General features: G+C 29.9%; 28 protein-coding genes. 2 read left to right on the top strand and 26 right to left on the bottom strand.

From position 1 onward, the window contains the following. Window positions 1-3: 3 nt before the first annotated feature. From xseA to spoIIIAA, 12 genes are all read right to left on the bottom strand, one after another. A complete protein-coding gene (gene xseA, locus ACUSRV_RS01695) occupies window positions 4-1,209 on the bottom strand; it encodes an exodeoxyribonuclease VII large subunit (RefSeq protein ID WP_490140178.1) in 1,206 nt (401 codons plus the stop codon). 2 nt (window positions 1,210-1,211) lie between these two features. Further along, a complete protein-coding gene (locus ACUSRV_RS01700; RefSeq protein ID WP_490140179.1) occupies window positions 1,212-2,180 on the bottom strand; it encodes a tRNA (adenosine(37)-N6)-threonylcarbamoyltransferase complex transferase subunit TsaD in 969 nt (322 codons plus the stop codon). After that, window positions 2,158-2,679, bottom strand: coding sequence for a transcription antitermination factor NusB (gene nusB, locus ACUSRV_RS01705; RefSeq protein ID WP_490140180.1), 522 nt, complete (start codon window positions 2,677-2,679; stop codon window positions 2,158-2,160). The genes ACUSRV_RS01700 and nusB overlap by 23 nt, the downstream gene beginning before the upstream one ends. A gap of 84 nt (window positions 2,680-2,763) precedes the next feature. Beyond that, window positions 2,764-3,111, bottom strand: a complete 348-nt coding sequence (locus ACUSRV_RS01710; RefSeq protein WP_490140417.1) for an Asp23/Gls24 family envelope stress response protein — start codon at window positions 3,109-3,111, stop codon at window positions 2,764-2,766. Window positions 3,112-3,232: 121 nt separating this feature from the next. Then, window positions 3,233-3,895: a SpoIIIAH-like family protein gene (locus ACUSRV_RS01715; RefSeq protein ID WP_490140181.1), complete on the bottom strand. Its 663-nt coding sequence runs from the start codon at window positions 3,893-3,895 to the stop codon at window positions 3,233-3,235. Between the two features lie 107 nt (window positions 3,896-4,002). Beyond that, window positions 4,003-4,554 carry a stage III sporulation protein AG gene (locus tag ACUSRV_RS01720; RefSeq protein WP_490140182.1) on the bottom strand — a complete coding sequence of 184 codons (552 nt, stop codon included), beginning with the start codon at window positions 4,552-4,554 and terminating at the stop codon, window positions 4,003-4,005. A gap of 15 nt (window positions 4,555-4,569) precedes the next feature. Beyond that, complete coding sequence (locus ACUSRV_RS01725; RefSeq protein ID WP_490140183.1) at window positions 4,570-5,130, bottom strand: stage III sporulation protein AF; 561 nt, start codon at window positions 5,128-5,130, stop codon at window positions 4,570-4,572. A 14-nt stretch (window positions 5,131-5,144) separates the two neighbouring features. Further along, window positions 5,145-6,314 carry a stage III sporulation protein AE gene (gene spoIIIAE, locus ACUSRV_RS01730; RefSeq protein WP_490140184.1) on the bottom strand — a complete coding sequence of 390 codons (1,170 nt, stop codon included), beginning with the start codon at window positions 6,312-6,314 and terminating at the stop codon, window positions 5,145-5,147. Between the two features lie 15 nt (window positions 6,315-6,329). Beyond that, window positions 6,330-6,707 carry a stage III sporulation protein AD gene (spoIIIAD, locus tag ACUSRV_RS01735; RefSeq protein ID WP_490140418.1) on the bottom strand — a complete coding sequence of 126 codons (378 nt, stop codon included), beginning with the start codon at window positions 6,705-6,707 and terminating at the stop codon, window positions 6,330-6,332. A 24-nt stretch (window positions 6,708-6,731) separates the two neighbouring features. After that, a complete protein-coding gene (gene spoIIIAC, locus ACUSRV_RS01740) occupies window positions 6,732-6,929 on the bottom strand; it encodes a stage III sporulation protein AC (RefSeq protein WP_490140185.1) in 198 nt (65 codons plus the stop codon). 11 nt (window positions 6,930-6,940) lie between these two features. Further along, a complete protein-coding gene (locus tag ACUSRV_RS01745; protein ID WP_490140186.1) occupies window positions 6,941-7,462 on the bottom strand; it encodes a stage III sporulation protein AB in 522 nt (173 codons plus the stop codon). Next, window positions 7,452-8,420 (bottom strand): stage III sporulation protein AA, encoded by a 969-nt coding sequence (spoIIIAA, locus tag ACUSRV_RS01750; RefSeq protein ID WP_490140187.1) that lies wholly within the window; start codon window positions 8,418-8,420, stop codon window positions 7,452-7,454. Before spoIIIAA ends, ACUSRV_RS01745 begins: the two co-directional genes overlap by 11 nt. Window positions 8,421-8,580: 160 nt before the next feature. Between spoIIIAA and ACUSRV_RS01755 the strand changes: the two genes are divergently transcribed. Continuing rightward, entirely contained in the window at window positions 8,581-9,030 is a 450-nt protein-coding gene (locus tag ACUSRV_RS01755; RefSeq protein ID WP_490140188.1) for a DUF5348 domain-containing protein, read from the top strand. A 54-nt stretch (window positions 9,031-9,084) separates the two neighbouring features. Here ACUSRV_RS01755 and fabF read toward each other — a convergent pair whose 3' ends face one another. From fabF to ACUSRV_RS01810, 11 genes are all read right to left on the bottom strand, one after another. Then, window positions 9,085-10,326, bottom strand: coding sequence for a beta-ketoacyl-ACP synthase II (gene fabF, locus ACUSRV_RS01760; protein WP_490140189.1), 1,242 nt, complete (start codon window positions 10,324-10,326; stop codon window positions 9,085-9,087). A gap of 23 nt (window positions 10,327-10,349) precedes the next feature. Continuing rightward, window positions 10,350-10,577: an acyl carrier protein gene (acpP, locus tag ACUSRV_RS01765; RefSeq protein ID WP_490140419.1), complete on the bottom strand. Its 228-nt coding sequence runs from the start codon at window positions 10,575-10,577 to the stop codon at window positions 10,350-10,352. A gap of 71 nt (window positions 10,578-10,648) precedes the next feature. Beyond that, window positions 10,649-11,392, bottom strand: a complete 744-nt coding sequence (gene fabG / locus ACUSRV_RS01770; protein ID WP_490140190.1) for a 3-oxoacyl-[acyl-carrier-protein] reductase — start codon at window positions 11,390-11,392, stop codon at window positions 10,649-10,651. A 1-nt stretch (window position 11,393) separates the two neighbouring features. After that, on the bottom strand, window positions 11,394-12,350 hold the full coding sequence (gene fabD / locus ACUSRV_RS01775) for an ACP S-malonyltransferase (protein ID WP_490140191.1): 957 nt from the start codon (window positions 12,348-12,350) through the stop codon (window positions 11,394-11,396). Window positions 12,351-12,364: 14 nt separating this feature from the next. Next, on the bottom strand, window positions 12,365-13,297 hold the full coding sequence (fabK, locus tag ACUSRV_RS01780; RefSeq protein ID WP_490140192.1) for an enoyl-[acyl-carrier-protein] reductase FabK: 933 nt from the start codon (window positions 13,295-13,297) through the stop codon (window positions 12,365-12,367). Window positions 13,298-13,309: 12 nt separating this feature from the next. Further along, window positions 13,310-14,293 (bottom strand): beta-ketoacyl-ACP synthase III, encoded by a 984-nt coding sequence (locus ACUSRV_RS01785; protein ID WP_490140193.1) that lies wholly within the window; start codon window positions 14,291-14,293, stop codon window positions 13,310-13,312. Window positions 14,294-14,351: 58 nt separating this feature from the next. After that, complete coding sequence (gene plsX, locus ACUSRV_RS01790; RefSeq protein WP_490140194.1) at window positions 14,352-15,356, bottom strand: phosphate acyltransferase PlsX; 1,005 nt, start codon at window positions 15,354-15,356, stop codon at window positions 14,352-14,354. Window positions 15,357-15,367: 11 nt separating this feature from the next. Further along, a complete protein-coding gene (gene fapR / locus ACUSRV_RS01795; RefSeq protein WP_490140195.1) occupies window positions 15,368-15,925 on the bottom strand; it encodes a transcription factor FapR in 558 nt (185 codons plus the stop codon). Between the two features lie 196 nt (window positions 15,926-16,121). Next, window positions 16,122-16,298, bottom strand: coding sequence for a 50S ribosomal protein L32 (gene rpmF, locus ACUSRV_RS01800; RefSeq protein WP_490140196.1), 177 nt, complete (start codon window positions 16,296-16,298; stop codon window positions 16,122-16,124). Window positions 16,299-16,311: 13 nt separating this feature from the next. Beyond that, window positions 16,312-16,839 (bottom strand): YceD family protein, encoded by a 528-nt coding sequence (locus tag ACUSRV_RS01805; RefSeq protein WP_490140197.1) that lies wholly within the window; start codon window positions 16,837-16,839, stop codon window positions 16,312-16,314. Window positions 16,840-16,984: 145 nt separating this feature from the next. Beyond that, window positions 16,985-18,184, bottom strand: coding sequence for an acetate kinase (locus tag ACUSRV_RS01810; protein ID WP_490140198.1), 1,200 nt, complete (start codon window positions 18,182-18,184; stop codon window positions 16,985-16,987). Window positions 18,185-18,503: 319 nt separating this feature from the next. Between ACUSRV_RS01810 and ACUSRV_RS01815 the strand changes: the two genes are divergently transcribed. Further along, a complete protein-coding gene (locus ACUSRV_RS01815) occupies window positions 18,504-19,769 on the top strand; it encodes a nucleotidyltransferase (RefSeq protein ID WP_490140199.1) in 1,266 nt (421 codons plus the stop codon). A 53-nt stretch (window positions 19,770-19,822) separates the two neighbouring features. Here the strand turns inward: ACUSRV_RS01815 and ACUSRV_RS01820 are convergent, their stop codons facing one another. From ACUSRV_RS01820 to ACUSRV_RS01830, 3 genes are read right to left on the bottom strand one after another with little or no spacing between them, the layout of a single operon-like run. Then, on the bottom strand, window positions 19,823-21,214 hold the full coding sequence (locus ACUSRV_RS01820; RefSeq protein WP_490140200.1) for an FAD-binding oxidoreductase: 1,392 nt from the start codon (window positions 21,212-21,214) through the stop codon (window positions 19,823-19,825). Window positions 21,215-21,225: 11 nt separating this feature from the next. Next, on the bottom strand, window positions 21,226-22,434 hold the full coding sequence (locus ACUSRV_RS01825) for an FAD-binding protein (protein ID WP_490140201.1): 1,209 nt from the start codon (window positions 22,432-22,434) through the stop codon (window positions 21,226-21,228). A 12-nt stretch (window positions 22,435-22,446) separates the two neighbouring features. Next, complete coding sequence (locus ACUSRV_RS01830; RefSeq protein WP_490140202.1) at window positions 22,447-23,235, bottom strand: electron transfer flavoprotein subunit beta/FixA family protein; 789 nt, start codon at window positions 23,233-23,235, stop codon at window positions 22,447-22,449. Window positions 23,236-23,237 lie beyond the last annotated feature (2 nt).

Genomic DNA, 23,237 nt, shown 5'->3' on the forward strand with positions numbered 1-23,237 from the left:
ACATTATCCCTCATTAGTAATTATTTTTTCTACATTACAAATTATTTGGCCATCGTTAAAGACAACATCTACACTATCATCTTTATTTAAATCATTTGCATTTTTTATAACTATTCCGTCTCTTTGGGTTATACAATATCCCCTAGTCATAGTAGCTAATGGGCTTAAGTTATGTAGCAAACTTCCTATATTATTTAATTTTTCTCTTTTAATCTTTAGTTTACTATCCATACTACTAGTTATTTTATCATATATCTTATCAAGTTGTATAATTTTATCTTTTACAACATAATTCGAAAATTTAGTTACTATATTATTTTTTATATTATCCAACTTATATCTGTCTTTATCTATAGTATTCTTTGTAGATTTATTTATACGAGTTTTTATATTTTCTAATTTATACAAAATATCTTTAAGCGATGGAGTAGCTATTTCAGCACCTGCCGATGGCGTTGGAGCCCTCATATCAGATACAAAATCTGCTATAGTAAAATCAGTTTCATGGCCTACTGCTGATATTAATGGTATATTAGATTCAAATATAGTTCTTGCAACTATTTCCTCATTAAAAGACCATAGTTCTTCTATAGATCCCCCACCTCTTCCCAAAATAATAACATCTACGTTATTATTAGTATTGAAGAAGTTTATACCTTCACATATGCTTGAAGCTGATTTAGGACCTTGGACTACTACTGGATACAGTTTTATATTTACTTTTGGATATCTTCTAGTTATAACATTTATAATATCTTTAATAACAGCTCCAGTTGGAGATGTTATTACCCCTATGCTTTGTGGCATATATGGTATAGGTTTTTTATATTTCTTATCAAACAATCCTTCTTTTTCTAATTTATCTTTTAGTTTATTAAACTCTATATACAAATTACCAATTCCGTCTACTTCTATAGAGTTTACATATAATTGATAAGAACCATCTCTTTCATAAACAGAAATATATCCGTTAGCTATTACTTTTACTCCATCTTCCAATTTAATACTTGGATTATAGTTATTTTTAAACATTACACAATTTATCTTAGAATGTTCATCTTTAAGTGAAAAATAAACATTTTTACTGCTATGTACCTTGAAATTTGATATTTCTCCCTTAACTTTTAAATTATATAGTATGGGATCATTTGTCAATATTCGTTTTATATATGAGTTGGCTTCACTTATGCTAATTGCTCTTAACTTCATAGTTACTCATCTCCCAAATACATTTGTAGACCTGTTAGTGAACAACCTAAGGCATTATCCGTTGCATAATCAGGCTTTGTAAAATAACAATTTATCTTATGTTTTTTTAGTTTATAGGTTAAATTGTTTTTTATATATTTACTAGCTGATACACCACCTGCAAATACAACATCACACATATTGTACTTATCACACAAATAAATAAGCGATTTATACATTATTCTAACTATAGAGTCTAATGTTAATTTACATATATAATAATCATCAAAGTCATTCATTATTTTATATATCTGATTTTCAAGTCCAGATATATTCATATAACCATCCTTTACAGATGTTTTAAGACCTTCTTCTATGATTTGTATGCAACTAAGCGCCTTTTCATCTACATACTTCCCACAGGGAAAATCATAGCCTAAACTAACGCCTATTCTATCTATAAGCTGGCCGAAGCTTATATCTTTACTTCCACCTATTATATCTATATTGTATTTATGGCCATTTTTACTTACTTTTAAAATTTCTGTAGTTCCACCGGACATATGAACAGATATAAATTCTTTTTTAGATATATAAGAATTATAAAGTGAAGCTTCTATATGATTTTCCTGATGTGTTGTTTCATATAAAGGTATATTCAAAACTGAAGCTATAGTTTTTGCATAGTTATATCCAGCTAAAAATACAGGCATATATGAATCTTTCACAGGTCTTGGCTTTGTAGATACACATACAGCAACTATATTGTAATTTGAAAGTATATCTTTTATTTTTTCAAAATTATACCCTAAATTATTTATATGCTGAAACACACCTTCACTTTGCCTTATTCCTTTTGTATTTTTTTTGACTTTAAGTAAAATTTTTTCATTTAATATTATACTTTTGTCTAAAGATATAGCTGCTATAGATGTAGTATAGCAGCTAGTATCTATTCCTAATATTATATTATTCTTGTTCTTTGCATCCACTTACAACACTTCCTAATATACCATTTATAAAACTTGGAGATTTTTCATCACAATATCTCTTAGCTAATTCTATCGCTTCGTTTATAGAAACCTTTTTAGGGATGTCCTCAACATATAAAAGTTCTGTTATAGATACTCTAATTATACTTAAGTCCACCTTTGCAAGTCTATCTACTGTCCAGTTTTTAGCATATTTATTTATTAGACCATCTACAACTTCTTGATTTTCAAAAAACTTACTTAATAAGTTTTTCATATACTCTTTATCAGTAACACTTTCAAAAGTGGTTTCTTCTCCTAATATTTCAATTTCTGGATCATCTGAATTTTGTAGTTTTATTTCATCGTATCTAGCAATCATTTCTTCCTCATGATTTACTATAAATTCAATTAATAAGTCTTCTGTTAATACACCTTCTTTTATTTCATTTGTCATGTCTAATTGGTAAAATAGTTTCATTATGTATTCTCTACTTACCATTCTTTTTATCTTATCCATCCGCTGCATCCTCCTTTATAGTCTTTATTATTTACTATCTAGCATAAAAAAACCCTCTGATTTTTCAGAGGGTTTATATTAACTTTATTGGTTGTTCACTTTATCAGCTTTTTCTTTTTTGATGCTGATTCCTTGAACGTGTATATTAACTTGAGAAACTTTCAACCCAGTCATTGTCTCTACAGTGTTTTTTATATTTTCTTGAACTTTAAAAGCTACATCTGGTATAGATACTCCATAATCTACTATCATCATAATATCTAAAGTTACTTCATCTTCTTCTAAAACAACTTTTACTCCATTATTTTTTAATAATTTATCTGTTAATGAAGTTGTAGTTACAACTCCCTCTATTTCTACAGCAGCAAGTCCTGCTATTGTGGCTATAACATCAGCTGATATCTTAACTTCGCCAAAATTATGATTTTCCATCATATAAAATCCCCCCATACAAGAAATTGTATATATTTCTTAATAAAACAATTTTACCAAATAGTACTATAGTTTGCAAGAAAAATAAAACCTCAAGCTATTTACTTGAGGTTTATTTTTATTATTTAGCGTTGTTGTTCATTAATTTTATATTGTCGTATTCCATTTTGGCTTCTGCAGCTACTAAGTCGAATACTTTAGCAGCATCTGCTTTTTCTAGTTTTTCTTCATTAACAACTACATTAGCTGTTCCATTGCTTATATATACAAGTGGCTCATTAAATCCTTTTGCACTTAATAAATCTTCTATTTTTAATTCAAGTTCTTGATCTTTTACCAATTGTAATTTCATAGTTGAAGCTTGTTCTCTAGTATTCTCATTCGTAGAAGGATTGTTTACTATTTCATTTAATGATCCAACTAATTCAGCTCTTTGCTTTTCTCTATTCATTTTCATATCTACTATATAAGAAGCTTTTGCTAAATTTTTCTTAGAAGTTATCTGTTTTTCTATTGCTGCACTAGTTTCTTTAACTTTTTCATCAACCTTAGTTACTTTGCTATCTACAACTTTAGTATCTTCTTTCTTTGCTTCTTCTTTTTCAGTTGCTTTTTCATCATCACCTATGTTTAAAGCTTCTTCATATTGTTGTAACTCTTGAGATGTTTCAAGTAAAGATTGTTTACTTAAGTTGTAGTTTATTGTTCCAACTAACACTAACATCAAAGTTAAAGACATTACTATAAATCCTCTGCTTTTTAAGAACTTTCCATTAAATTTCATATTTTAATACCCCCCAAATTTATAATTTATATTTTTCCCTTGAACTTTTATGTATGTTACATTTATACGTACTAGCTTTTTAAAATATTCATATTTTTAAAATTAATTTATTTTGAGTATACTTCAACTTGGTGCCCTGAAATTTGAAGCGAAGTTTGAACTGCCTTATATAAACTTTCTTTAATTGTAGGGTCACTAGCCCCTTCAGCTACTACTAAAACACCTTTTATTTTAGGATCTGTTGTTTTTATAACTATTGGATTTTCACTGTTTGATGTTACCATAGTTTTGTTTACACTTTCTGTAGTTACTGCTCTCTCCCCCCCTTGAGAATCTTTTTCTTCGGTTTTTTCAGTTGTTGAATTTGAGTTAAATGCTGGTTCTATTTGTTCACTAGTTTCAAACGTTATCAAAACATCTACTTTCCCAACTCCTGAAATATTAGTTAATGTACTTTCTAATCTAGCTTCTAGCCTTTGTTCTTCACTTAACATATCTTTACTTTCTTGACTTGCAACTTCTTTTTTATCATCTTTGGAGCTAGATTTGCTTGAACCAGGCATACTTGACAATGCTATAATTAACACTACACACCCTGTTATTATAGACAGTAAGCTGTAAATCTTCTTTTTGTCTTTTTCATTTAAATTTTTAAACATACCCTCAACCCCTATTTAATTTATTTCTATTTTTTTAATCGATATGTCTAATACATTGTTTAAGTCTTCTTTTAGATCCTTTGTGTTTATTGACTGCTTGTCTTTAAAAACTTGCTTTGAATCATCTTTATTAAATTCTATGACCTCTTTGTCCAAATTATCACTATTATTTTTATTTTTTTCTTTAATTTTTATATTTTCTATGGTAGATCCGTTAAACTCAATATCTTCAAGTTCATATCCGTTTTCTGCTAGTTTCATGTTTATAGATTCCTTCACATAATCCTCATAATTTGATGCTAGGCTTTGTGCTCCAGTTTTACTTGATAGGTCATTCATACTTTGCTCATAGTTTTGATTTGATTCATTGTATGATTTAAGTATCCTATCTTCTAGTGTAAGCTCTCCTTGAAACATATTTATTATTGGAGTAACTATTATGAATACGAATATAAAGTTCATAACTAAATTTATATAGGGCTTTATTTTTCCTGAAGGGAGAATTAAATCTACTATATTTATAATAAATGCCGCTATTAATACGCTTACTAACCATTCTTTTATAGCAACTAACATAACTTCCCCCCTCCTTATATACCTGATACTGTACCTATTGATGTGAGTATAGCTATAGTTACAAAAAACATTATTGTTATAGCTATCATAGAAGCCAACATTATAGTCATTAGATTACCTATTTCATTTAAAAAATTACAAATACCGTCTTCTCCTATTGGCTCTATTGCTATTGCAGACATTTTATATACTAAAATTATTGATATTATTTTTATAATTGGTATAGCACATATACCTATTAAAACTATTAGCCCTACCACTCCAAATACACTTTTTATAAGTTGTGAAGATGATAATAATAATTCAACTGAATCTGATACAAATCCACCTACTATAGGTATAAAATTTCCAACTGCAAACTTTGCAGTTTTTACAGCAAACTTATCAAATGTAGTTACATAAAGTCCTTGAATAGATACAAGAGCTAAGTATATAGTAAACATTGCACCTATTGTAACTATGTTTATTTGTTTAATAAAAGAAGATAATTTTTTAAGTTTTATATTTTTAGATAAATTATTTATAACTAAAACTGAAAATGCCACAGCTATTGATGCAAATAAGAAATTTTTAAATATTATATTTATAAAGGTTATTCCCCCTAAAAATATTGGATTTAATGCAGTTGACGTTATAGGAAAACCCATAACAACTAAGAATGCTATTAAAATAGGCATAACTACTTGCATTAAATTTATCATTGTATCAATTGTGGTATAACATATACTCAAAACATCTTTAAATCCTACTAAGGTTAGAGACACCATGCTAATGAATACTACGTAGGTGGTTATTTGTGTTATTGCTCCAGATGAGAAAGAATTGTCTAGGCTCTTTAATATAGATGATAATAATGCTAAAACTAATATAATAGCAAATATCTTCAAACTAGACTTTAACTCTTTGAATAAAAACATTTTTATTCCTTCTTTATCAAATAGATCCAGTACATTTTTTTTTCCTGTCATTACTTCTTTCATATATGTTTTAAGATCTACCTTTTTAATCATATCTTCTTCGTCTATATATTTTTGTATGTCATCTACTTTCATTTTGCCTAACTGTTCTTCTATATATCTATCTACATTTATACCTGTATTATCATTTTCATTTGCAAAAGATATACTGCTTAACCCTAAAATCACAGTTAACATAAGTATAGTACTAACTAATATTCTTTTCATAAGTATCCCCCACCCCTATGGGATTATATTTATAATTACTTCTACAATGGAAAATAATATTGGAAAAGACATTGCCATAACTATTATTTTCCCCCCAAATTCAAGTTTAGAAGCAATATTTCCTTCGCCACAGTCTTTACATATTTGTATAGCAAATTCCATCAAATAAGCTATGCCTATTAGCTTAATAATAAGTGATATGTACATAGTTGGTATATTAGCTTTATTGGCTAATTCTTGAATGCTTTCTATTATGTAGTTTAATTTATAAGTAGCTCCTAAGAAAATAATAACTCCTGTTGCTAAAGCTATAAACATTGCCATTTCTGGTCTTTCTTTTTTTAGTAGAAGGCAAAGAACAGTGGACATTATAGCCAGCGCTACTAACTTCATAACTTCCAATATAATTCCTCCTCTTTAGTAAAGTTGAAACATAGTTCTCACTGTATTAAATAAGTCATTCATCTCATTTAATACCATACCTAAAACTACTATTATCCCCGCTAAAGTAGTCATTGTAGTCCAATCTTTTCTATCTGTTTTCTCAAGTAACATATTTAATATAGATATTAATAATCCTATCCCCGCTATTTTTAATATTAAAGCTATATTCATATTTATCCCCCTTACACTAATATAATTCCTACTACTAAACCAACTATAGTTGTAACCTTTCTATAAACCAACCCCTTAGTATTTATGTCATCTTGGGTTTTATCTGTAAGTTTTTTGAGATTTTCAACCGTCAAATTTATTATTCTTTCTTGTGAATATATATCACTTTTACCAAGACTTAATATAAGACTTTTTAGTTCATCCTCCTCTCGTTTTGCTAGATAAGTTTCATTTTGAAGTATTTTTATATTTTCTCTCAATATTTCTTCCAATGTACTACTTTGATTTTTTGATAAATCTTCACTCATCTTGCTAAAAAACTCACTAAATGAATATTCTTTTTTGTCTCCTAACTTACGAAAAACTTCTTCTAATGTATATAGTCCAAATGATAACTCCATATGTAGTATCTCTAATATTCTTATGAGATCACAGAGTTCTTTATGTCTTTTATTATATGTATTGTATATATATTCTCCTAATAAAAAACTACACCCTACTAACATAAATATTAATATTATTTTAATCTCCAAGGTACCACCTCTTTTCTTCTAGATCGTATATCTTTTCTACTGTACCTGGACCATTTTTAGATGACAATATAATTACTTTTTTAAATAGTTCTTTATCTAGAAGTTGATTTAGTTCTTTTCTGCTTTGAATATCCTCTATGCCATCGCCATGTACAGTTGTTATCAAATTGACTCCTCCATGAAGAGCTGTATATAGTGCTTTTATTTCTTTACTGCTTCCTATTTCGTCTGTTACTATGACATTGGGTGACATTGATCTAAGTAACATAATTATTCCTATGTCCTTTGGACAGGTTTCTATTATATCTGTCCTTATTCCTATATCCATTTGTGCTACCCCTAAATAAGAACCTGATATTTCATTTCTTTCATCTATTACTGCAACCTTTAACCCCTTAAAACCTAACCTTTCATTTCCATCACTTATATTTTTTACTATATCCCTAAGCAAAGTTGTCTTACCACATTGAGGCGGCGATATTATTAATGTATTGTAAATTTGACTTGAACCTTTAAATATATGTCTTAGAACCTTATTAGAACATCCTAATACCTGTCTGGAAATTCTTATATTAAGAGAAGATATATGCTTTATATTTTTTATTTCTCCATCTTCTATTATTGCTTTTCCCACTAGCCCGACTCTATGACCACCTCTTAATGTTATAAATCCTTTTTTTATATCATCAATAAAAGAATGTATAGAGTATTTACATATGAGTTGAAATGTTTGTTCTATATCTTCCTTACTTACTATGTATAAATTATTTGCATTTATATCTAACTTTCTATTTCTTGTATCATAAAAATAATCCTTATTATTTGCACAAATCATAAGTGGCTTATTTGCTCTGAGTCTTATTTCTTCTATGTTTAACATAGACAAGTCAATACTTAATATTTTTTCTCTTAAATTTGGTGATAGCGAGTTTATAATTTCTTCTGGAAGTTTATTCATTATCTTGTCCTCCTTCCTATTTGTATAATAATATTATATTTAATAAAAAAATATGCATATTTTATTGTACAAACTTCTAAATTTTTTCACTTATATATATGTAATAAAAATCGAATACTATATGTATGATATATGTTTAAAATAGAAAGGAGAAGAAATTATGAACAACAGAGCTGTAATTATAAACAAAGTAGTTCAACACGAGTTGTATAATATTAAGACCTTTTTAAACGGTATTATAGATGATTATCCAGAGTTAACAGATGATAATACTGAAAGTTATTATGAAGAGTCTGCTATGCACGATAGGCTAGAAAAGTTTTTATCGGATATAGATTCAATATTGTATGATTTAAAGTCATATTCTTCTCCATCCAAGGAAGATATTTTAGTTTATAACAAATCAAGAAATAATTTTAAATTGAAAAAAGAAAATAAGAATATATTTAGTGGACAATTAGTTGAATTGTATAATGAAGATATTGATGAATGGGAGCCTGGCAAAATAGAGTATTCTAAAAACTATAACGGATACTATTTTTTAAGCTTCGATACTTGTCCTAAGGAATTAAAAAATAATATGAAAATAAGAATTAAATATGTGCAATAAAAAATTCCCTTTGCTCAAAAAATTAAAAAAGGGCTATTTATCATAGCCCTTTTATTATTTCTCAAATTTTTTAAATGCTAATGTAGCATTATGTCCTCCAAACCCTAATGAGTTTGAAAGTGCATATCTTACTTCTCTTTCTTTTCCTTTGTGTAATACATAATCTAAATCAAGATCAGGATCTTGTTCTTGAACATTTACAGTTGGTGGTATAAACTCTTCTTCAATTGCCATAGCACAAGCTATAGCTTCTACAGCTCCAGCTGCCCCAAGTAAGTGACCTGTCATAGACTTAGTTGAAGATACACATAGGTTGTATGCATCGTCTCCAAATACGCTTTTTATAGCTTGTGTTTCTAATCTATCATTATATGGAGTAGAAGTACCATGTGCATTTATATAATCTACTTCATTTAAAGGTACATTTCCATCTTTTAGAGCCATTGCCATAGATCTAGCTGCTCCTTCTCCGCCTTCAGCAGGAGTAGTCATATGATATGCATCAGCAGTTAATCCATAACCTACAACTTCAGCATATATATGTGCACCTCTATTTAATGCATGTTCTAATTCTTCAAGTATTACTATACCTGCTCCTTCTCCCATTACAAATCCATCTCTGTCCTTGTCAAATGGACGAGATGCAGTTTTAGGATCGTCATTTCTAGTTGACATAGCCTTCATATTGCAGAATCCAGCCATTGATAATGGAGTTATACCGTGCTCACTACCTCCAGTTATCATTACATCAGCATCGCCTCTTTGTATTAATTTAAAAGCATCTCCTATAGAGTGAGTACCTGACGCACAAGCTGTTACAACAGTAGTATTTGGTCCTTGAGCATTAAACATTATAGAAACTTGCCCTGACGCCATATTACCTATCATCATAGGAATAAAGAACGGACTAATTCTTTTAGGTCCTTTTTCCAATAATATTTTATGTTGTGCTTCTAATGTACCTACTCCACCTATACCAGAACCTATTATAACTCCAAATCTATGTTTGTTTATTTTATCTACATCTAAACCAGAATCATCCATTGCCATTTTAGAAGATGCAACAGCATATTGAGTAAATTCGTCCATTCTCTTTGCATCTTTTTTATTCATATATTCTTCTGGGTTGAAGTTTTTAACTTCAGCAGCTATTTGAGTTGGGTATTCAGATGCATCAAATTTTGTTATTGTATCTATTCCAACAACTCCATTTTTCAAAGAATTCCAAAACTCTTCTTTTCCTATTCCTATAGGAGTTACGCATCCTAGCCCTGTTATTACTACTCTATTTTTCATGAGTTTTACCTCCACAAACTAACTTATTTGTTAGCTTCTATATATTTTACTATGTCACCTATGTTAGCAAACTTTTCGGCTTCTGTATCAGGTATTTCTATTCCAAATTCATCTTCTAAAGCCATCATTATTTCAACTGCATCTAGCGAATCTGCTTCTAAATCTTTCATTAAAGACGTTTCCATAGCTACAGTAGTCTCTTCTCCTACACCTAATTGATCTACCACTATTGCTTTAACTTTTTCGAATATCATATTAATAACCTCCATATAAATTTAAATTATTTATTAAATATTTTATAGTAATTCATAATTACATAAAATTACATAACCATTCCACCATCAACATGTACAACTTGACCTGTAATATAAGTACTCATGTCGCTACATAAGAATATTACTAAATTTGCAATATCTTCAGGAGTTCCAAACTTTTTCATAGGTATTGCTGATAACATACTTTCCTTTACGTCATCTTTTAAAACATCTGTCATAGCTGTTTCTATAAAACCTGGAGCTACCGCATTTATATTGATATTTCTTGAAGCTAATTCCTTAGCTGTAGCTTTCGTAAATCCAATAACACCTGCTTTAGATGCACAATAATTTGCTTGACCAGGATTACCCATAACACCTACTACAGAAGCCATATTTACTATTTTACCATTTCTTTGTTTCATCATAGGTTTAGTAACAGCTTTTGTACAATTAAATACACCTTTTAAATTTACATCTATAACCTTATCGAAATCTTCTTCTTTCATTTTCATAATTAATGCATCTTTAGTTATACCTGCATTATTTATAAGTATGTCTACTTTACCAAATCTATCCATAACTTCACTTACCATGCTATTTACATCTTCTGATTTAGATACGTCACATTTTACAGTCATACATTCTACACCTAAAGATTCTATTTCTTCTTTTACTTTTAAAGCTTCAGTTTCACTTGAAGTATAGTTTATAACTATGTTAGCTTTAAAACTTGCAAGTTTTTTAGCTATAGCCTTTCCTATTCCTCTAGAACCTCCAGTAACTATAGCAACTTTATTTGAAAAATCCATGCTATATTTCACCCTCTTTCACTAATTTTACAAACTCATTAAGTGATTCACTATCTTCTATATTGTATATCTTAACATCAACCTTTTTAGTAGATGCTATTTTCTTTATAAAACCTTTTAATGTTTTTCCTGGACCTATTTCAACAAAGGTATCGTATCCATCTTCCATAAGTTTTTCTATAGAATCTTCCCATAATACCGAAGAACTTACTTGTTTTATTAATAAATCTTTTAAATTTTCTTCATAATAATTTGCATTTGCATTTGCAATTACAGGAACCTTTAACGAACTAAATCTTACACCTTCAAGTTCATTTCCTAATTTAATTCCAGCAGGTTTTAACATAGATGAGTGGAAAGGGGCACTTACATTTAACATAATGGACTTTTTTGCTCCTTTTTCCTTACAAAGATCTACGGCTCTTTTTACTGCATTTAATTCACCGGATATAACTATTTGACCAGGAGAGTTAAAATTTGCAACTTCCACTACTTCACTTTGAGTAGATGCTTCTTTAACTACTTCATTTAAAGACTCTCTATCAAAACCAAGTACAGCAGCCATACCACCAGTTCCTACTGGTACAGCTTCTTGCATGTATTTCCCTCTTTTTTTAACTAATTTTACAGCATCTTCAAATTCCATCGAATCTGCTGCAACTAGTGCTGCATATTCTCCTAATGACAATCCAGCACATCCATGATATTCAAAATCAATTTCTGATTTTAGTGCTTCAAGTAAAGCTATACTTAAAGTAACTATAGATGGTTGAGTATTTTCAGTTTTTGTTAACTCACTATCTGGGCCATTGAACATTATATTTAGTAAATCAATATGTAGAGCATCATTAGCTTTATCCATAACCTTTTTAGCTACTTCATTATTTTCATATAATTCCTTACCCATTCCTACATATTGTGAGCCTTGCCCGGGAAACACCAATGCTACTTTTCCCATATTTACCCCTCCTACTAACCTATATTTATATTAGGCATAACTTCTTTAGCTTTTAAAACTATCTCTTCTATTATTTCGCTACAAGATTTGATTTCTTTAACCATAGAAGCAGTTTGACCTGCCATAAAAGATCCTTGTTCAAGGTCTCCTTCTAAAACTGCTATTCTTAAAGAACCTACACCTTTTTTATCTATTTCTGATGGATCTATACAGTTTTTTTCCATACTTAATAAGTCTTTTGCCAATCTATTTTTTAATGTTCTTACAGGATGGCCTGTAATTCTACCTGTTACTATAGCATCTCTATCCCTAGCTTTTAAAACCATTTGTTTGTAGTTATTATGTACTATACATTCATCACTACATATAAATCTAGTGCCTATTTGAACACCTTCAGCTCCTAATGCAAATACAGCAGCCATACCTCTTCCATCTGCTATACCTCCTGCCGCTATAACAGGTATAGATACAGCATCTGCCACTTGTGGAGTTAATACCATAGTTGTTAATTCACCTATGTGGCCACCAGCTTCTGTTCCTTCTACTATTACAGCATCTGCTCCTAAACTTTCCATTCTTTGCGCTAATGCTATAGTCGGTACTACAGGAATAATTTTTGTCTTAACTGACTTTAGTTTTTGCATATACTTTCCAGGATTACCTGCACCTGTAGTTATAACAGGAATTCTCTCTTCCGCTACTAAATCCATTATGTCATCAGCATGTGGAGACATTAGCATTATATTTAAACCAAATGGTTTATCTGTTAATTCTCTACATTTTTTGATCTGTTCTTTTATAACATCTTTTGGCGCGCTCCCAGCGGCTATTAGTCCAAGTCCTCCAGCATTAGATACTGCAGCAGCTAATTCAGCTGTAGCAACCCATGCCATTCCCCCTTGTATTATAGGGTATTTTATACCTATTAACTGGCATAATCTATTCATCAAATTGCCCTCCTATATGCTCCATTTGATAAGCGAAGAACCCCAAGTTAATCCTCCACCAAATCCTACTATAACTATGTTATCACCTTTTTTAATTTTATTACTTCTATAAGCTTCATCAAGAGCAACTGGTATAGATGCCGCAGACATATTTCCGTACTTATCTATATTCACATAAACTTTATCCATTGGTAATTTTAGCCTCTTAGCAGAAGCTTCTATTATTCTTATATTGGCTTGATGAGGTATAAGATAATCTACATCTTCTAATTTAAGTCCTGCTATATCTACTGCTTTCGTAGATGAGTCCCCCATTACCCTAACAGCAAACTTAAATACGTCACTTCCTGCCATTTTCACATAATGAAGTCTATCATTTACAGTTTCAATACTAGCTGGCTTTCTAGATCCACCTGCAGGTAAAGTTAAGTAACCTCCACTAACTCCATCTGCACCTAAGTAAGTCGATAATATACCGCCATCTTCAACTTCTCCCAAAACTGCAGCACCAGCTCCATCTCCAAATAATATAGCTGTTCCTCTATCAGTATAATCTATTACCTTACTTAGAGTTTCAGCTCCTATTACTAATATATGTTTATACATATTACTTTGTATTAACGATCTTCCTATAGTAAGTCCGTATATAAAACCAGTACATGCCGCTTCTAAATCAAATGCAGCTGCATTTTTAGCACCTATATTAGCTTGAACTATGCAAGCTGTAGATGGAAATGACATGTCAGGAGTTACAGTCGCAACTATTATTAAGTCTATATCTTCAGGGGTTAAATTTGCACTTTTTATAGCATTTAAAGCTGCTTGTGTTGCTAGATCTGAAGTAGCTGTAGCTTCGTCAGTAATTCTTCTTTCACTTACTCCAGTTCTTGTCTTTATCCATTCATCTGATGTATCCATAATCTTTTCTAAGTCAAAATTAGTTAGTTTTTTATCTGGAACAAAGCTACCAGTTCCTAATATCCCTACACTTTTCATGAGCCCAATCGACCTCCAAATAATCTAATTTTTATTTTGTTATAATCAGATTTTTATTTTATTCGCTTACATTAATTTCTTTTATTTTATCTTTTATGTCTTTTACTACATTTCCGTCTACAAATTTTATAGCTTGATTTATAGCATTTTTTATAGCATTACCATCAGAACTACCATGGGCTTTTATAACTCCACCATTAACTCCAAGAAGAGGAGCCCCTCCGTATTCTGTATAATCTAATTTATTTTTCATCTTTTTTAAATCATCTTTAAGTAACATAGCTCCTATCTTAGTTTTCATATTACTCAAGAAAGTTTCCTTAAGTAACCCAAGAACAGAAATAGCTACTCCCTCTACAGACTTTAGTAATATATTACCTGTAAATCCGTCACAAACTATAACGTCTGTATATCCATTTATAACATCCCTAGCTTCAACATTCCCTATAAAGTTTAAATCTACCTTCTTTAGTTCTTCATAAGACTTTTTAACTAAATCATTTCCCTTACCTTCTTCTATGCCTACATTAGCAAGGGCTACCTTAGGATTTTTCATGTCTAAAACCTTGTTAGAATATATAGAACCCATAACACCGAATTCAACTAAATTTCTAGGTTTACATTCTGTATTTGCTCCTGCATCAACTATAAGAGTCATAGATCCTTTAATATTTGGAATTGCAGGACATAATGCAGGTCTGTCTATACCTTCTATTCTTCCTAATATGAATAACCCTCCAGCAAGTAATGCACCTGAATTCCCAGCAGATAGTACTGCATCAGCTTTTTTATCTTTTACCATATTAAGTGCAACTACCATGGATGAGTCTTTTTTTGATCTTATAGCTTTTACTGGTTTATCTTCATTTTCTATAATCTGAGTAGTATTTACTATCTCTAATTTGCTTTTATCAAAGTCATATTTATTAAATTCTTTTTCTAATATATCTTTATCCCCAGTTACTATTATGTCTACTTTATATTCATTAATAGCATTTACAATACCTTGGACTGTTGAAAAAGGTGCGTTGTCTCCACCCATACCATCAACTACTATTTTCATATGTCTTCCTCCTAGTCTATCTCTTCAAATATAAACTTACCTCTAAAAATCTGATTATGAGTTTTACTGCTTACTATAGCTTTTACGTAATGTTTTTTATCTTTTACTTTATATATTTCTGCTTTCGCTATTAACCTGTCGTTTTCCTGTACAGGTTTTAGGTTTTTTACATTAGCAAATCTCATAATTACTTTAGGAGCATCTATAACAGCCATTGCTAAAGATTCGGTTAACCCAAATATGTATGTATCTTTAACTATATTTGTCTTAGAATATGTCATATCATTAGTAGTTTCAAGCATGGATATACCTATTTTGCCTACTGATAAATCTATTATTTCACCAGTTATTTCTTTTACCCCTAGAGTTTTTATCTTCGATGTTTGGCTTTCTGCCATTTCTTTTATTCTTTCTCTTAACTCAGGGATTCCTAGTTTTAGTCTATCTAATCTTATAGTCTGTATGCTGACTTCAAAAATAGACGACAACTCTTCATCTGTGTAAAATGGATCATCATTTAGCATTTCTATAAGTCGAGATTGTCTCTCCGCTTTTGATACCTTTTTCATAATACCTCCGTTCTTATAGTCGGAATTAGTACCAACTACTAATACTAGTATATAATATGTACTAAGATTTATCAATATGCTAATTCATTTTATTTGTATACACGCAAGAAACTACTTATACCTAAAATACTGGATTTGTTAATTACTTTCTATAAATAAAAAAACATGTAGATTGCTCTACATGCCTTTTTGGAAACTATTTAGATACAACTTCTTTACCTTTATAATATCCACAATCTGGACATACTCTATGTGGTAATTTTGGCTCATGACATTGTGGGCAACTTACAAATCCAGTTGCTACCATTTTTGAGTTAGCTGCTCTTCTCATTTTTGTTTTTGATTTAGATGTTTTACGCTTTGGTACTGCCATTTATGCCACCTCCTTAGTCTTTTTTAAAAAAGTTTTGTAATTTAGCTAAACGGGGATCTATTGACTCCTCGTCATTGGCGTCTGTATCACAAGAACATTCCCTTTTATTTAGGTTTGCTCCACAGTTTTGACAAAGCCCTTCACATTCCTCATCACATAATATTCTTTGTGGCATATTAAATGATAAAGAATCTTCTATCATAGGTAGAAGATTTATTGTTTCTTCAGTATATACATATACATCATATTCTTCTATCTTGTCTTCGTCTAATTCTTCTTTTACTATGAATCCTTGTACAGGATATTGTAAGTCTACTTCTACTTCATCTAAGCATCTTCCACAATTATCTGCTATTGAATATTGTACTTCACAGTCTAAGAATATACCATCACTAGTATTTCTTATTTTACCTTCTATACACATAGGAGTAGTCAACTTATAACTATTATCACAATAATTAATACTATCAATTTTTTCGCAAAAATTCAAGTCTAAATTATCTGTTTCTCTGTTTAATAACTTCTCTAAATTTATTTTCATGTCTATCACCTCAATACATTGCCTAGTTTATTATACAAATCATATTTTACTTTGTCAAGTATTTTTACTTGATAGAATAAACTTGGCTTAATAATGGACAAAATTCAAGGTAGGTTTTAACCTACCTTGTTATTTTACCCAATTATTATTTTCCTACTAATGTAACTGTATCTCTAGCTATTGTTAATTCTTCATTAGTTGGTATTAATAATATCTTAGTCTTTGAATCTTCTGTAGATATTACTCTTTCTTTTCCTCTTACCTTATTAGCTTCTTTATCTAACTTCATTCCTAAGAAGCACATATCTTCACATATACTTGCTCTTATGTCTATACCATTTTCACCAACACCTGCAGTGAAAACTACAGCATCTAATCCGTTCATTTCAGCTGCATAAGAACCTATATATTTTTTAACTCTTTTTACGTATGAATCTAGAGCTATTTGAGCTTTTTCATCACCTTTTTCTGCAGCACCTTCTATATCTCTAAAGTCACTTGATATTCCAGTCATACCATATACACCAGATTGCTTGTTCATTAAATTATTTATTCCATTTATATCTAAGTTTTCTTTTTCCATTAAGAATGGAACTATAGCTGGGTCCATATCACCACATCTTGTACCCATTATTAAACCTTCAAGTGGAGTGAACCCCATAGAAGTATCTACACATTTTCCACCATCTACAGCTGTTATAGAAGCACCATTTCCTAAGTGGCAAGTTACTATTTTTAGATCCTCTATATTTTTACCTAACATTTCAGCTGCTTTTCTAGATACATAGAAGTGAGAAGTTCCGTGGAACCCGTATCTTCTTACTCCATGTTTTTCATACATTTCATATGGTATTCCATATAAATATGAAGATTTAGGCATTGTTTGATGGAATGCAGTATCAAATACTCCTACCATTGGTACATTTGGTAATATAGCCTTACAAGCTTCTATACCCATTATGTTAGCTGGGTTGTGAAGAGGTGCTAATTCTATACATTCATTTAATGCATTCATAACATCTTCAGTTATAATCACTGAACTTGCAAATTTTTCACCAGCATGAACAACTCTGTGTCCTACTGCATCTATTTCGCTCATATCTTTTATTGCACCGAATTCTGGATGAACTATAGCATCTAATACTAATTTTATAGCATCTTGATGATCTTTCATAGGTTGTTCTACAACATACTTATCATCTCTTCCTTCTTTTTCGTGCTTTAATATAGAACCTTCTATACCAATTCTTTCTACTAAACCTATAGCTAATACAGATTCATTTGACATGTCTATTAATTGATACTTTAATGACGAACTTCCACAGTTCATTACTAATACTCTCATCTTGAGTATACCTCCTATATGTAAATTAATAAAAATCATTTTATGCACTGTGTATACATTACACAATTTTACCATTAAATAATATAACATTTTTTTCTCAAAAAGTATATACTTGAGAAATCTTATATTTTAAAATTAATTATAATTCAAAAACACTATATTATTATATACACATACATAAACTTTTATAATAAAAAAATACTCACTTTTTATAATTCTATAGGTATTACCAATATTCCTTTCTAAATTATAGCAAAATTTGTATAAATTTTCTATTTTACTGTATAATTTTATATATAAAACTACAGTGGAGGATATTATGAAAATATTAGGATTAATAGTTGAATACAATCCATTTCACAATGGGCATTTGTATCACTTAAATAAATCAAAGGAAATAACTAATGCTACACATACTGTAGCTATAATGAGCGGTCATTTTTTACAAAGGGGTGAGCCTTCATTATTCGATAAATACACTAGAGCACAAATGGCTATAAATAGTGGCGTAGATTTAGTTATAGAACTTCCTACCCTATTTTCATCTCAAAGTGCAGAAATATTTAGTTTTGGTGCAATATCTACACTAAATTCAACAAATTCAATAGACTGTATTTGTTTTGGTAGTGAAGTTGGAAATATAGATATTTTACATAAAATAGGAGAACTATTAGTAAATGAACCACTTGAATTTAAAACAAATTTTAAAAATTACTTAAATGAAGGTATGTTATTTCCTAAAGCTAGGTCTAAGGCCTTATTTCAATACATCAATAAATATAATGTTCTAAAAATATCTGAAGATGAAATACTCAATATACTTAACTCACCTAATAATATATTAGGTATTGAATATATTAAAAGCATATTAACATTAAATAGCAATATAAAGCCATATACCATAACACGAGTTAAAGCTGATTATAATTCTAAAGAAATAAACAGCGATATATGTTCAGCAACTGCTATAAGAGAAAGCCTTAAAGTTAATTCAAATATATATAATATAGAAAATGTTATTCCATATCATACATATAAAGCTATCAATGATAAGATAAACCAAGGTTTTTATCCTGTATATGACGAAGACTTTTACAATATATTGTCTGGTATTATATTTAGAGATGAAAATATATTAAACAGTTATTTTGAAGTAAACGAAGGAATTGAAAATAAAATATTAGAAAGTTTATTTAGATCTACATCTTTATATGATCTTCAAATGAATATAAAATCAAAAAGATATACTTTAACAAAAATAAAAAGGACATTAAATAATATAATGCTTGGAATAAAAAAAGATGAAATGTCCAGTGTAAAGTCTATAAATAAAGTTCCTTATATAAGAGTACTGGCCTTTAATACTAAAGGAAGAGAAATATTAAAAAAAATAAAAACTAACTCTGATATAGATATAATAAATAAATTGGCAAAGGTATATCCTAAAGATGAAATAATGAAATTAATTTTAAGTTATGATATAAAAGCTACCAACTTATACAATTTAATATATTATAAAAACAATAAAAATCTTTTAAAAGGCCCTATGGATTATTACACATCTCCTACATACATACAAGATTAAATTAACAAAGCTCTACGCATCTAATCGTAGAGCTTTATTATATAAGGGGGTTATTAAAATACCTTTCCTGGGTTTAATATATTTTTTGAGTCAAAAGCTAATTTAATATTTTTTAATAAATTCATATATTCTTCATCTTTAGACTCATGTAAATATCCTCTTTTTGCATATCCTATTCCATGTTCTCCTGATACTTGACCTCCAAGTTCTTTTGCTCTAGAATACATATAATCAAATGTCTCATTTAATTTTTTATGCCAAGCATGTTCATCCATATCATCTTTTAATACATATATGTGTAAGTTTCCATCACCAGCATGACCAAAACTCTTTATTCTTACATTTAATTTTTCTTGTAGTTCATTTGTATATCTTACAAACTCAGCAACTCTATTTCTTGGAACAACAACGTCACATTCATCCATTTCAGTTGTGCTAGCTTTTATAGCTTCTAGGAAAGCCCCTCTTGCTGACCATATGGAATCATTTCTTTCTTGAGTATCAGATATGAATACATCGTATGCTCCATTTTCTAAACATATATGAGCTACTTTTTCATATTCTTTTTCTATATCTTCTTTTGTATTACCATCAAAAGTAAGTAAAAGATATGCATCAGAAGTATTATCTGGGAATTTTTTACCTAAAAACTCTTCAGATGCAAGAATTACATCTCTTTCCATAAATTCTATAGCAGTTGGTATAGACTTTGATTTTATTATTTTTGGAACAGTTTCTATTGCAATACCTAGTTCAGGGAATGGTATAAGTAAACTTATTGCTTTTTTAGGCAATGGAAGAAGTTTTAATGTAGCCTTAGTTATTATACCCAGTGTTCCTTCAGAACCTACTATTAAGTCCTTTATACTGTATCCTGAACTATTTTTTACTACCTTTCCTCCAACTTCTATAACTTCACCATTTGGAAGTACTACTTCAAGACCTCTTACATAATCCCTTGTAACCCCATATTTAACTGCTCTCATCCCACCTGCATTAGTATTTATATTTCCACCTATTGTAGCACTCTTTTCACCTGGATCTGGTGGATAAAATAAATCTCTATCTTGAACATATTTACCTATTTCCATTAACAATACTCCAGGTTCTAATGTTAGTGTTAAATTTTCCTCATCTAGTTCTAATATCTTGTTCATCTGGCTTAAATTAAGCATTATACCACCATTTATAGCAACAGCAGCTCCAACAAGTCCTGTCCCTTGGCCTCTTGGAGTTACAGGTATATTATTTTCATAAGCATATTTCATTATTTTAGATACTTCTTCAGTATTGTGTGCATTTACCAATACTTCTGGATACTTTTCAATTCCACCCAACTCATCATGGGAAAAATCTTCATTTATATCTTCACCAACAAATATATTGTCATTACCACAAACATCTATTAAAAATTTTATATCATTATTATCTATAGATTTATACATATTCTTCACCCCTATTCTATAGTTGTTGCTAATTGGCATTTTTCATTTTCTATTTTTTCAATTAACTTAGGAACTACATCATAAACGTCACCAACTATTGCATAATGGGCAACGTTAAATATAGAAGCATTTTCATCTTGATTTATAGCAACTATACAATCTGATCCATTCATTCCAGCTACAAATTGTATAGCACCTGAAACACCACAAGTTATTATAAGCCTTGGTTTGACCGTCCTACCACTTAAGCCGATTTGTTTTTTTGCATCTATCCAACCAGCTTCTACTAAGGGTCTAGTACCTGCTATTCTAGCTCCCAATAAATCAGCTAGCTTATTTATCATTTCCATATCTTCTTGTTTTTTTATAGCTCTACCAGCAACTATTATAACTTCAGCTTCTTCAAGTCCTACTTCAACAGCTTTATGTTTAACTTCTAATACATCTATATTAGAACTTAATTTTTCGTCACAAATATTACATAGTGTAACTTTGCCTTTAGGATTTTCTATTTTTTCTGGAGCATTAAATATTTTATATCTAACTGTTGCAAATTGTGGTCTATGATTTGGAGTATGTATATGAGCCATTATATTACCACCAAATGCAGGTCTTATTTGATCTAAATCAGTATTTTCTGAAACATCAAGTATTGTACAATCAGCAGTAAGCCCTGTTCTAAATCTAGCTGCAAGCCTTGGCGCTAATGATCTTCCAACAGTTGTTCCCCCAACCAATACAATTGTAGGCTTTACACTATTAATAAAGTCTTCTACTACTGCAGTATAAGGTTCTATTCTAAAGTGTTTTAAATCTTCATTATCATATAAAAATACCTCATCTACTCCATAACTTAACAATTCTTCTGTTTTATCTTTTATGTTACTTCCCATAAATACACAATAAACTGGGTGATTAATTTTTGCTGCCATTTCTTTAGCTTTACCTATAAGTTCAAATGTAACTGGATGTATATCTCCATCTACATGGTCTACATAAACTGCTATACCTTTCCAATCATCTTTGTTTACAGAATGTATTTTTTCTTCCACAAACTCAAATAAACCTTCTGGTCCTTTTTTTACACATATTTTACACATTTTACATCCTGAATTTATTTCTAACTTTTCATCGTTATACTCTATAGCATTAAATGGACATAATCCTAAAACATTATCTAGATCAAAAGATCTATCTTGGTTTATAACTATCTTTGCCATTATTTATCCCCCCTAAAATACCTTTAGTTCTCTTAGTTTTTGAGTTAATTTATTACTTACTTCTTCAGCATCACCTTTCCATAATTCCTTATCGTTATTAGAGCTTGGTGGAAATATACGAAGAACCTGTGTTGGAGAACCATTAAGTCCATATCTCTTTTCATCTTTATCTTCAAAATCATCTAAACTATAAAATGGTACTTCTTTATCTTTACTAGATAACTTTAATTTAAAAGATGGCAATCTTGGTTGGAATATATCTTTTTCTACAGTTATTAAACAAGGATACTTAATTTCGCATACTTCTAATGTATTTGGCATATCCATTTCAACAACTATAGATTTTTCTTTTATATCAACTATTTTCTTTACATTTGCAACATGCGGCATGCTTAAAAATTCGGCCATTTCTGGGCCTACTTGAGCTGTATCTCCATCTGTAGTTTGTTTACCACATATTATTAAATCTGGATTCCCTAATTTTCTAACACCTTGAGATAATGTATAAGATGTTGCTAAAACATCTGCTCCAGCAAATCTTCTATCAGATAATAAAGCTCCTTTATCTGCCCCCATCATATAAGCTTCTTCTATTATTTCCTTTGCTTGTGGTGGACCCATGCTCAATACAGAAATTGTAGCTCCTGTTTCTTGTTTTATTTTTAGAGCTGTTTCAAGAGCATAAAGATCATATGGATTCATCTTAGAATCTACTCCATCTCTTTTTAGAACCCCTGTTTTTTCGTCAACTTCAACTTCTGAAGTTCCTGGAACTTGTTTAACACAAACTAATATTTCCATAT

Source organism: Sporacetigenium sp. TC11 (assembly GCF_058146105.1).